Below are 11,721 nucleotides of genomic sequence, written 5' to 3'. Positions count from 1 at the left end.
GCCAGCCAAAACCGGGGCGACCTGAAGGTATTTGGCTTGCCAAATGACGCATTCAAGGGCACAGTTGTGAAAACGGGCCCAACTGACTTTTATGCTTTGCTGAAGCATAGTGACGGACATACTGAGAGGATTGAGTTGACTTATGGGTCAGGGTTTCTGTCTCAGTCTTCACGGACGATCAGGGTACCTGAGGGGGTAACACAAGTTGAAGTATTTGATTTTAACGGTGATTCCAGGGTTATTTCACCATCTAATCAATAAATACCGCTCAATGGGCATAATAATTGCATTGAATTGACGATCTAATTCAATGCAATTATTATGAAAACTATACTAGCTACATTGTTCCTTGTTTCATTTGCTATTTCAGCTTTCGCTCAGGGCGGACTAGCCTTTTTTTCGAGCGGAAGAGAGATAGCGGTAAGCACCAATTTCGAGCGAAAGATTTGGGGAGAATTTCGGTTAAGCACCAAGCCCTATTACACACTTTTTGAGGATGCTCGGGTAGCTGAGTATAAAGGAATACCTCAGTTGATTGGAAATGCCAATATCATGCGCAACGATCAGGTGGCGTTGTCCCTGGGGCTTGGGCTAGGCTACAGTCCCTGGGAAGGTGGTGAGGGCGGGTTTGGGTTCGTTACAATTCCTTTGGGCATAAGGACTGCTCCATTCAAGAATGCCTCTAACTTTTATTTGCTGGGTGAATTTTCACCCAAAATTGTGCCCAATGGTGAGTGGTTTTATGTGATACCCGCAGTGAGCTGGGGTATGAGATACCTTTTTCTGAAGGAATAGCATGCTTTTCTACTAATGTCCTTGTTTGCCATTTTCAGGAACAAACACCAGCGTGCTCATATCATCGTCTACCAGCATTTCATTAGCAAGTTCTATAATATGCTCTCTGGTGATCTTTCGAATGTCCTGAAACACATTTTCCAGACTTGGAACAGAGCCCATGTCCAGCAGGCTTTTAGCCATCATCAGCATCATGCTGCCATTGTTTTCTTCACTCATGGCCAGTTGCCCCATGAGCTGCTCCCTGGCTTTGTGAAATTGCACCTCTCCCAACTTTCGTTCTCTCAGCATGGCAAACTCTTTTTGGATCAGCTGGAAGCTTCTGGAAATATGCCTGGGGTCAGTGCCGAAGAATACTGAGAACAACCCTGTGTCGACATAAGGGTTATAGCTGGCGTCAATGGAATACACGTAGCCATACTTTTCTCTGAGCGACATATTCAGTCGGGAATTCATCCCAGGCCCTCCCAGAATATTGGCCAGCATGAAAAAGGGAATCCTTCGTTCGTCGGCTATCTTGTAGGCAGGTCGGCCTATGGCACATTGAGCCTGTGTGATGGGCTTCACTTCTGATAGAGACGATGGGCGATAAGGGCCAAACAACTTTCGCTGCTTAGAAGAACTAAAAGTTGGCGAGTCGTTGAGGTGTTTTCGCACCAGCCGCTCTATTTTTTTCAGCGAAAAGTTGCCTACCGTGGAAACAACCATTCTTTCAGAGTCGAGGTTTTCTTCTAAAAACCTTCTGAAATCATTTTGACTGAACCCACCAACAGTTTCCTGAGTACCCAATATATTATGCCCTAATGGATGCTTTGCAAAAACCACCTCATCAAAATCGTCCATGATGGCGTCTTCCGGGTTGTCCTTGTACATCGACATTTCCTCAAGGATCACATTTCGTTCTTTTTCGATCTGCTTTTCGGGAAAGGTGGAATTGAAAGTGATATCGGTAAGAAGCTCGAGCGCCTTTTCGAGGTGAAGGTCGAGGACACTGGCATAAAAGCAAATCTTTTCTTTGGTGGTGTAGGCATTGAGCTCCCCGCCGAGAGAGTCGAGCCGGTTGAGGATGTGGAACGACTTCCGTTTTCTGGTGCCCTTAAAAGCCATGTGCTCCCAGAAGTGGGCGATGCCGAGTTGGTCGGGCGACTCATCTCTGCTCCCAACGTCCAGCATGATGCCAACGTGAGCGATTTTAGTGGAAGCTACCTGCTTGTGGATTAATCTAATACCGTTCGGTAAAGTAATAAGGTCGAATTCAGCCATTTACATTTGTCAGCCTGCAAAACTAATGTTTTTCTCTTTATGAAGGTTAACGGAATCAACAATGCCGATGGAGTTATAATGCGTTTTATGAAAGAAAGTTCAAAAAAATGGCCAGGAAGTTTCCTGGCCAAAAAAATTGCCGGTTCACACTACGCAAAGATGCTCAATGATTTCCGACGGACAGACAAAAAAATGGCGGTCTCTTATATTGATTTGAGATAAGCATAAATGGCTTTTAGCTCTGTTTCTGTATACTTTGAGGTAGTGGGCCAGGGCATTTCTTTTGGATCGAGAGTTCTTCCTTCTGGAGTAATTCCGGTTCTTAGCGTATTCATGAACTGCTCTTCTGTCATTTGACCAGCTCTGCCTGTGGAGGTGATATCAGCAACAGGGGGCAATCCGGGAGCGATTGGTCCTCCGCCTTTGAGGTTCTCTCTGTGGCATCCGGTGCATACAGCTACCAGATACTTGCCAAAAGCAGCCGATACATTTTCCTCTACTTCTTTGGGCCAGCCCATGTTATGATCGATCATGTCGACGGGCAGCAACGGCACCTTATCAAAATGGGTGAGGATTCTTCCAAGAAAGCGGATGTCGTGCGAGGGCAGGTCGCTATCTACAGGTGGAATTGTCTGGAGGTACGACAAAATAGCGACGATGTCCGCTTTGCTGAGCTGAACGATTTCATGCGATGGCATAAACAATAAAGGTTTGCCCTCCTGGTTTACTGCGTGCCTTAGCGCTTTGAGCCAGTCAACCACTCCGTAGTCCGACGGGCGACCGCCTTTGCCGGAGGTGAGGTTCGAGGAAACGATTCGCCCCAGCAGCGGATCGTCGAGGAAGATTTTCCCCCCCAGATTGGGGCCATGGCAATCGTCGCATGCTTTGATGGCCACCAGGTGGGCGCCTCTTGCCAATACTGCCGAATCGGTAGACAGTGTAACAGGATCTTCCCGAAACGAATACTTTTTATTGAACCTCGCCTCGGTGCTCAGATAGATGTAAGCGTAAGCGATTATCAACAGCGAAAAAATGCAGGCCAGAACAATACCGACCCATTTAAATGTTTTCTTTAGCATAAAAAATTTGTTGTGACTAGGCGGTTAACGGGCAAACCTTTGCCATGGTGCTACGTAAAACGGAGGGTTTGCTACGCAAAAAGTATTTTTTATGCCATCCAATAATTTTTTGAAATTGGCTTATGTGGATGTATTTCCATTTGCCCCTGAGGCTGAGCCCAAAGTGCAATCTAGCCTCGATGTAGAGTTCAAGCTCAAGGCCGATTTTGGCAGCCACATTTGCACCAACCATTTTTTCGAAGGAATCCAAACTTCATTTTTGTTAGCTGAATTTTCCAGTGCATTGGAAATCTCTTATGAAGAGCCCAGGCGCACTTTTAGCTTTTGCTTTAATTTTGAAGGAAACGTAGCCTCCAGGCACTGTGGGCAACGCTATGACCTTGGGAAAGGGTACTACAACTTCTTTTTCGATCCGGATCCAGCCAAGGCTCATTATTTTAATAGCGGCAGCTCATACAACATTTTTCATATGACCATTGAGGCGGAAAAGTTACTTTCGCTGATCGGCGAGGGTGACCCGCTTTATGATCGTTTTGCGGATTGTATTTTAAAGGAAAATGGGATTCCTGGCTTTAGAACAAGTTTGCCTCTTACCGTGCAAGTAAAGTCAATTATTCAGTCCATCAGGTTTTGCTCGCTAAAGGGAGCTGCCAGGCGCTTGTTTATTGAGTCGAAGGTCTACGAGTTGCTGGCGTTACAAATTGAGGTTTGGCAAAGGGAGTATGAAACATCTGACTTTCACCAGCCTGCGGCCAAAGATGTTGAATTGATGCATGCCATACGAGAGTATCTTCAATTGCACTTCCAGGACGATTTAAGCTTGAAAGCGATTGGTAAGGAGTTTGGAATTAACGAATGTAAACTAAAAAGTGGGTTCAAAGCTCACTTCGGAAGGACTGTGTTTGGCTATATCCAGGAGCTTCGCATGGAGTTTGCACGGCAATTACTTTCACAAAAAAGCACCACCATAAGCCTTGTAGCGGATAAACTTGGTTATCGGAATGCCAATCACTTCTCCACTGCCTTCAAGAAATATTTTGGCGAAAGTCCCAGTAATGTGAGGAGTTAGAAGTGACAGGTTGGTAAATTTGAGGCCTTGAAAGACTTCAGGATACTGATTGCCGATGATGGTTCTGTGAAAGATGGCGGTATGAAGAGGACCGGGTGCTTGGAAAGTGTCTTTTCAATACTAGTGTTCACGGGATACAAGTAAGGTAAAATGCGGTTACGTTTCATCTCGATCATAAACAGCTATGGAAGGCAGGATTCTGTTTTGAGGATCGGAACGACACGAAAAAATACCAGAGAACCGGGTACAAAGAGGGCTGTATTTCTGATTTTGTGGGAAAACGTTGGATCAAACCTGTTAAATTGATAGCTACTGAAACAAACCCCCCGCTTTGATAAAGAAAATGAGAATTTGTATTGCTCGCTCCCATAAGGATGTTTTGACCCAGACGTTCATTAGAAATCAGATCAAGGGGCTGTCAGAGCGGGCTGAAGTATTTCCTATCTATTCGGGCAGGCTTCCACAGCGTTCGGATGATGGAAAGCTGCTGTCTCCGTATCCATTTTGGCTCATTCATCAGGTTTACAAATGGATAACGGGACGTCAAAACAATTACTTTGGAAACTTTGGCATTTTAAGACTTCTCAAGAAAAATAGGATTCAAGTGCTGCTGGTCAATTTCGGAACAACCGCTTCATATTTTGTTCCTATTTGTAATCAGGCAAACGTTCCTTTGGTCGCTCACTTTCACGGGAGAGACGCTTCAAAAAGCAAGGTGTTCAAACGCTATGCCCATGGTTATCAGGAGCTGTTTAAATACGCCGCCGCCATTGTCGCTGTTTCGAGTGAGATGAAGAAAAAGCTGGTAGAGGTGGGGGCCAGTGCCGATAAAATTCACATCATACCCTATGGTGTTGATTTGTCCATTTTCAAGCCGTCGGATGAGCCCAAGCCCCGGCAGCCGACATTCTTAACTGTTGGGAGGTTTGTTGAAAAGAAGTCCCCACAGTCCACGATCAAAGCCTTTTCCATAGTGCTTAGATCAATGCCTGGGTGTCGGTTAATTATGGTAGGGGACAAGTCGGGTGAATTCGACAAATGTGTTCAGCTTATTGATGAACTAGGCATTCAAGAGTCAATAGTATTTGCCGGGGGCATGCCTCATGCGGAGATTATTGATTTCATGAACAGGGCAACAATATTTGTCCAACATTCTGTCCAGTCCGGAGATGGCGACATGGAAGGCACACCCAATAGCATTCTTGAAGCAGGAGCATGCGGACTTCCGGTAGTTAGCACTTTGCATGGTGGAATCAAGGACGCCGTGGTTGAAGGCGAGACAGGCTATTTGGTGGCAGAGCATGATATTGAGGGAATGGCCAGACAAATGCTGAGGCTCGCACAAGATTCAGATTTGGCCGCTGAGATGGGGAGAAAGGCCCGTCTGCGCATAGAACAGGACTACAATATTCACACTCAGGCTGATAAGCTCTTCCATCTCCTACAGACTGTGGCCCGGCATCCAAATTAGTTTCTATCTATTCTGCTTCCACTGCCTTCAGGAAATATTTTAGCGAAAGTCCGGGCAACGTGAGGAGTTAGTAGCGTGAGGTTGGTAAATTTGAAGCCTTTGTTACATTTTTACCCCATTAACATTGAGCTCATGAAGGCTTCGGTCATCTTCAGTACGTACAACTCAACGGCATGGCTCGAAAAGGTGTTGTGGGGCTTTAGCAAGCAAACAACCAAAGACTTCGAGATACTCATTGCCGATGATGGTTCGGGAAAAGAAACCAAAGAGTTGATCGAAAGGCTGAGACCAGAAATGGGTGTCCCGGTCAAACATATATGGCAAGAAGACGATGGCTTTCAGAAGTCACGGATCCTCAACAAGGCTATTGTGGCGGCTGAAGCCGACTATCTTATTTTCACTGATGGAGACTGCATTCCCAGAAACGATTTTGTTGAGATCCATTTGAAAAGGAGAAAGCCAGGTCATTTTTTGAGCGGAGGCTATTTTTTGCTTCCTATGCAAACAAGTCTTGCTATTGGGAAAGAAGATATCTTGAGCCAACGGTGCTTTAAAGTAAGCTGGCTTAAAGCACACGGCTTGAAGGGGAGTATCAAAACGCTGAAGCTGTCGGCAAGAGGAGTTTTTCGATACTTGCTGAATGGGCTTACAAGAACCAAACCTACCTGGAATGGCCATAATTCGTCTGGCTGGAAGAATGACATTCTGGAAGCTAATGGGTTCGACGAAAGGATGCAGTACGGCGGCCAGGATCGGGAGCTTGGAGAAAGGCTTGTAAACATGGGGATAAGTGGTGTTCAAATAAGGTACAGTGCTATTGTTGTCCACCTTGATCATAAAAGAGGCTACAGAACTCAGGAGTCGGTGCTCAAGAACAGAGCGATACGAAAAAACACCAGGGAATCGGGCAAGAAGAGGACTGAATTTGGGATAGAAAAAAGCGATCAGTCGGTATGCAATCGTCCCTGATTATTTCGGTGTATAAAAACACAGCGGACCTGAAAGTAGTGCTCGACTGTCTTTCCTTTCAAACTGATCAGGGTTTTGAAATAATTGTTTCTGAGGACGGAGAGAGCCCGGAAATGAAGGAATTTGTAGCCAACTACCCTTTTAATAATGACTATCAGCATTTGACTCAGCCAGATGTTGGGTGGAGAAAAAATCAGGCGTTGAATAACGCAATAAGGAAGGCCAAGTTTGACTACCTGATATTTATTGACGGCGACTGTGTGCTCCACCATAAGTTTGTTGAGAATCACCACAGGTATGCGTCGAAGGAAAGGATACTTGCCGGCAAACGGGTGAAGCTGGGGCCTGAGTATTCAGCTATTCTTCGTCAGAATACTGCTCATCTGCCTGGCTTCGAAAAGCAAGTGCAGAGCGAACTTTCGAAGGCGAAAAAGGATGGAGCAAAGTTTACCGAGGAGGCTTATTACATCAACCCGGATGGCCTGTTGGGCTTCGTGCCCAAACTTAGAAAAATGCATCAGCTTAAAGGGTGTAATATGTCTTTTTACAGAGAAGCCATAGTGAAGATCAATGGCTTTGACGAAGACTATATTTTGCCTGCCATCGGGGAAGACATTGATTTGACGTGGCGGTTTTTGGGTATGGGCTTCAAACTGTATTCGTTGCGGAACCTGGCAGTACAATATCATTTGTATCATAAAGAGAATTGGACGGATCAGTCGGAAAATGAAGGGCTGATGAAAGACAAGCAGGAACAAAAACAATTTGTTTGTCGAAACGGGATTGAAAAATGAGATAGCTACAGAACTGGTGAGGGACTGTTAGCAGAATGAAGGCTCTCTTTTGTATAGATTCTAACTTTAGATTTATGTTACTAGAAAGTTGTCGGATATGTAATTCCAGGGATAATCATGACAGATATTTCCCGAAGGAAATGATGCAAGGACTTAAGGAGGAGTTCGCCTATTTTCAATGTAAGTCATGTCATTGTCTTCAGATCGAAACTATCCCAGCTAATTTATCCAAATACTATCAGGGAGGGTATTACAGTTTTTCGCCGCACAAAACAGGTCAATACAGGGGAGTGAAGGGTTGGGTAAACAGGAGATCGGTTACACATTCGATATTTAAAGATAGCTTCGCAAACCTTTTAGTTTCTTATCTATCTCCCCATGGAAAGTATAGAATCTTTGACAAATTAGGAGTTGGTAGAGAAAGTAAGATTCTTGATGTGGGCTGTGGGAATGGAAGGAAATTTCTATATCCATTGGCTGAGATAGGCTTTCAAAATCTTCTTGGCTGTGATCCCTTTCTGGAAAAATCGATAGCCTATGAAAACGGTTTGAACATATTAAAAAGCGACATATTTAACGTTGTGGGAAAATGGGATATTATCACATTTCATCACTCTTTTGAACATGTAACCAACCCACACGAGACTTTTGAAAAAGTAAGAGAGCTCCTTGCACCAAATGGTATTTGCATTATCAGAGTTCCGACTGTTTCTAGCTATGCTTGGGAAAAGTATAAGGCTAACTGGGTGCAGCTAGATGCTCCTCGGCACATTTTTATCCACTCGACACAATCTATTGCGCAGCTGGCCACCGGCATTGGCCTCGAGCTTTTTAATACGGTTTTTGATTCAACTCATTTCCAGTTTGTAGGCAGTGAGAAGTATTTGAGGGGAATCCCATTGCGAACCAATGAGAAGAGATCTCTTTTTGCGTATATGAGATACAAGAGAAAAAAGCTCTATTGGGTAAAGTTGGCAAAGAAACTAAATAAAGAGGGGAGAGGTGATCAAGCCGTGTTTTATTTTAGAAAGAAGGCTGCTTGAGGGTGAATTACTTCCACTCCACCTCCATCACCAGTTCGTGATCAACCACTACCGAGGTGAACTTTGAATTTTCAAACTGCTTCACCTGAAGGCTGTTTGCCTCTGAGCTAAAGAACTCCTGTTTTATCACGTTGAACCTGTCCTTTTTATGATAAAGTACTATGCTCTTTTTGCCTTCGCTCTCTAGCGTAATTGACTTCTTCTTATTGGCTGATATTGGAGCGACGAACTGAGGTTCGGTCATCGCCGTCAGGCCCTGGGTAATTTTCGAGAACAGCCAGTTTGCACTGGGCACACCAAAGCCAATATAATTGTTTGGAGCCCCGGCGAGGTGGCCAGATTGTAAAATAAGTGCTTTGAGGGCAGTATTTGTCAGAGCCGGAGACTTCTCCCACAAGCAGGCAGCCAGGCCGGTGATCACTGGTGCAGAAAACGACGTGCCGGATGAGGCAAAGCAGCTTATGTCGGGTTTTAAAAACTGGGTAAAGTCAGTACCCGTTGAGCTGAAGGGCATTTTCCTCCAAAACTTTAGGTCAGTCGAGCCAACCGACAGTACACCTGGGGCATCTGCTGGCACGTCTATCACCTTCCAGTCGTTGCCGCCGTCGTTTCCGGCCGCCACCACAATGAGCATTCCTTTTTCTTCGGTGGCCTTTTGGCAGGCAAGGCTTGCCAATGCGGTTTTTCCGTCCATCATTGCAGGATTGTAGTTTTCTGACGGATTGTCGTAGTCGGTGCTATAGCCCAAGGAGATATTGACCAGCTTTACTTCCAGGCTGTCCATCCACTCCAGGGCTGCGATGAGAAAGTCTTCTTCTTGCCGCTGCTCCCGGGCGCCATGGTCTGTTCGGGCCAGGTAGTAGTCAGCACCTGTGGCCAGGCCAAATTGAATTTGCTTTTGCGCATGGTATCCGCCCGTCAGCTCCCACACCTCAGTGCCATGCTGATCATCCAAACTTCGGGAGCCACTGAACGGAATGGTATCTGACGGCTGTAGGTAGTTGCGAAATGCTTTCAGCCTGCCGTCTGCAATAATCGATGCCAGAGATGCAGTCTCGTCGGCACCCAAAAACCCCCCATCGATGATGCCTATTTTAACACCTTTTCCAGTCAGTCCATCTTCGATAATCGCTTTGGCTCCAATTTGTTCCAGGGCAAAGCCCAGCGCAGGCTCGTCAAATGAACTTCGCAGCAGTTTCAGCGGAGTCACGATTCTGCTGCTGTCTACGCCGTCCACCACGTGATCAAAAGCTCCATGGGCCGACCATGCGTGAAACCATTTGCTCCAGGTCACCGGTTCCAGTTGGTGGTTTTCAAGTATTTTTCGGCTTTCAGTTTTCGAAATATCTTCGCTAAAGAAATACCAATACTTGTCTTGCGCACGAACAGGCAGGAATTCGAGCAGAAAAAGGCAGATGAACGAGACTTTTAACAGGCCGTACCGTCTTCTGAAATGTTTCCGATATGCTATCTTTGAGTCAGACATTGTCCAATTATGAATTAAATCTAACTAATCGAATGAGATATCGCCCGGCAGGTAAGGAGCTTTTTACTTACAACAGAGAAAAGCTACAGAAAAGATTGAAGCCCAACAGTGTGGCTATTGTAAGAGCCAACGATATTATGCCAACCAATGCTGATGGTACCATGGGCTTCAGGCAAAACGCCGACCTTTTCTATCTTACAGGAATCGATCAGGAGGACACCATCGTGCTGCTGGCACCAGATTTCCCGGATGAGAGCCTCAGAGAGGTGCTCTTTCTGCGGGAGACGAGCGAAGAGATAGCGATTTGGGAGGGGCACAAGTTTACAAAAGAGGAAGGCCGTGAGATAAGTGGCATCAGAACCGTGAAATGGTCGCACGAATTTCATAAAGTGTTATACACCATTCTGGCGGAGAGCACCAACATCTACCTGGAATCGAATGAGCATGTAAGAGCAGCTTCGGAAGTAACCACCAGCAATCAGCGGTTTGTAAAATGGTGTATGGAGCAATATCCCTTGTACAACTACGAAAGGCTTGCTCCAATACTATATGATCTGCGATGCATAAAATCAGAGAAGGAGATCGAAATCATCAAACACGCCTGTGATATCACCGCTAACACCTTTCGAAAAATGCTGGGACTGATCAAACCAGGTGTGTGGGAATACGAGGTGGAGGCGGAATATATATATGAGTTTGTTTTGCACCGTTCCAGAGGCTTTGCCTACACCCCAATTATAGGAGGGGGAGCCAATTCATGCGTGTTGCACTACATCGAAAACAACCAGCAACTTAAGTCAGGTGATGTGCTGTTGATGGACGTTGGCGCTGAATACGGCAACTATAATGCTGATCTTACCCGCACTGTGCCTGTAAGTGGTAAGTTTACTAAACGGCAAAGGGCGGTGTATGATGCGGTGCTGCGTGTCAAGAACGAGGCCATTGATATGTTGACGCCCGGTGGCGTGATACCTGAGTTCCATAAGGAGGTTGGGAAAATTATGGAGGGCGAACTTTTGGGGCTTGGTCTGCTCGACAAGACAGATATTAAGAACCAGAACCCTGAGTGGCCTGCTTATAAGAAATACTTTATGCATGGTACAAGCCACCATCTGGGTATCGATGTACATGATGTAGCCAGTATTTACAAGGTATTTGAACCGGGAATGGTTTTCACAGTTGAGCCGGGGATTTATATCCGTGAAGAAGGGCTTGGAATCAGAATTGAAGACAATATTGTGATCACCGGAGAGGGCCATATCAACTTGCTGGCGGGTGCGCCCTGCCATGCAGAGGAGATCGAGGATTTGATGAACAGGTCGTGAAAAATGCTTTCAACGCAGAAGGAGCTCCCGAACCGGTGGGGCTTTATCCGCATGCCCGCAGGGTGGGAAACCTACTTTTTCTTTCCGGTGTGGGGCCCAGGAAAAAGGGAGCGAAGGATATTCCGGGCGTCGAATTGGACGAGGCCGGACATATAGTCTCCTACGACATTGAAGCGCAGTGCCGTTCTGTTTTTAACAATGTTAAACTAATTCTTGAATCATCGGGCAGCAAATGGGAAAACCTGGTGGATGTGACTGTATTTCTCACCAACATGAAAGACGACTTTGCTGCCTACAACCGCCTTTACGCAGAATATTTCAAAGACAACCAGCCCTGCCGAACCACGGTGGAAGTAACTGCTTTGCCCACGCCTATTGCAATTGAGCTAAAGTGCATAGCCACTGTTGAATGAAAAAAGCCAGCACA

12 protein-coding genes are annotated in these 11,721 nt (G+C 45.8%); 9 read left to right on the top strand and 3 right to left on the bottom strand.

All coding sequences use genetic code 11. The annotated features are described in order from the left end of the window. Together RIG68_RS06260 and RIG68_RS06255 are read left to right on the top strand one after the other, a co-directional pair. Positions 1–261: hypothetical protein (locus RIG68_RS06260; protein WP_350119990.1), on the top strand; the 261-nt coding region annotated here is incomplete at its 5' end. Positions 262–321: 60 nt separating this feature from the next. After that, positions 322–795 (top strand): hypothetical protein, encoded by a 474-nt coding sequence (locus RIG68_RS06255; protein ID WP_350119987.1) that lies wholly within the window; start codon positions 322–324, stop codon positions 793–795. Positions 796–807: 12 nt separating this feature from the next. Here RIG68_RS06255 and RIG68_RS06250 read toward each other — a convergent pair whose 3' ends face one another. Both RIG68_RS06250 and RIG68_RS06245 read right to left on the bottom strand, forming a co-directional pair. After that, entirely contained in the window at positions 808–2,058 is a 1,251-nt protein-coding gene (locus tag RIG68_RS06250) for a M16 family metallopeptidase (RefSeq protein ID WP_350119984.1), read from the bottom strand. Positions 2,059–2,261: 203 nt separating this feature from the next. Further along, positions 2,262–3,137 carry a cytochrome c gene (locus RIG68_RS06245; RefSeq protein WP_350119981.1) on the bottom strand — a complete coding sequence of 292 codons (876 nt, stop codon included), beginning with the start codon at positions 3,135–3,137 and terminating at the stop codon, positions 2,262–2,264. Positions 3,138–3,228: 91 nt separating this feature from the next. On the opposite strand from RIG68_RS06245, the gene RIG68_RS06240 reads away from it, so the two are divergent. The 5 genes from RIG68_RS06240 to RIG68_RS06220 all read left to right on the top strand — a co-directional run bounded on the left by RIG68_RS06240 (position 3,229) and on the right by RIG68_RS06220 (position 8,483). After that, on the top strand, positions 3,229–4,206 hold the full coding sequence (locus RIG68_RS06240) for a helix-turn-helix transcriptional regulator (RefSeq protein ID WP_350119978.1): 978 nt from the start codon (positions 3,229–3,231) through the stop codon (positions 4,204–4,206). Positions 4,207–4,549: 343 nt separating this feature from the next. Further along, on the top strand, positions 4,550–5,677 hold the full coding sequence (locus RIG68_RS06235) for a glycosyltransferase (protein WP_350119975.1): 1,128 nt from the start codon (positions 4,550–4,552) through the stop codon (positions 5,675–5,677). A gap of 132 nt (positions 5,678–5,809) precedes the next feature. Further along, the gene (locus RIG68_RS06230) at positions 5,810–6,646 is read left to right on the top strand and encodes a glycosyltransferase family 2 protein (RefSeq protein ID WP_350119972.1); all 837 of its coding nucleotides are present in this window, start codon (positions 5,810–5,812) and stop codon (positions 6,644–6,646) included. Next, complete coding sequence (locus RIG68_RS06225) at positions 6,631–7,440, top strand: glycosyltransferase (protein WP_350119969.1); 810 nt, start codon at positions 6,631–6,633, stop codon at positions 7,438–7,440. Before RIG68_RS06230 ends, RIG68_RS06225 begins: the two co-directional genes overlap by 16 nt. A gap of 74 nt (positions 7,441–7,514) precedes the next feature. Further along, positions 7,515–8,483, top strand: a complete 969-nt coding sequence (locus RIG68_RS06220) for a class I SAM-dependent methyltransferase (protein ID WP_350119966.1) — start codon at positions 7,515–7,517, stop codon at positions 8,481–8,483. A gap of 7 nt (positions 8,484–8,490) precedes the next feature. Here the strand turns inward: RIG68_RS06220 and RIG68_RS06215 are convergent, their stop codons facing one another. Beyond that, positions 8,491–9,969 (bottom strand): S8 family serine peptidase, encoded by a 1,479-nt coding sequence (locus RIG68_RS06215; protein WP_350119964.1) that lies wholly within the window; start codon positions 9,967–9,969, stop codon positions 8,491–8,493. Between the two features lie 32 nt (positions 9,970–10,001). Here RIG68_RS06215 and RIG68_RS06210 point away from each other — a divergent pair, with 32 nt between their 5' ends. Further along, positions 10,002–11,294: an aminopeptidase P N-terminal domain-containing protein gene (locus RIG68_RS06210; RefSeq protein ID WP_350119961.1), complete on the top strand. Its 1,293-nt coding sequence runs from the start codon at positions 10,002–10,004 to the stop codon at positions 11,292–11,294. After that, positions 11,291–11,707 (top strand): RidA family protein, encoded by a 417-nt coding sequence (locus tag RIG68_RS06205; RefSeq protein ID WP_350119959.1) that lies wholly within the window; start codon positions 11,291–11,293, stop codon positions 11,705–11,707. Before RIG68_RS06210 ends, RIG68_RS06205 begins: the two co-directional genes overlap by 4 nt. The last annotated feature ends 14 nt before the right edge of the window (positions 11,708–11,721 follow it).

This window comes from Imperialibacter sp. (assembly GCF_040222385.1).
Lineage (GTDB): Bacteria > Bacteroidota > Bacteroidia > Cytophagales > Cyclobacteriaceae > Imperialibacter.
This window is presented reverse-complemented; position numbering and strand designations above follow the sequence as displayed.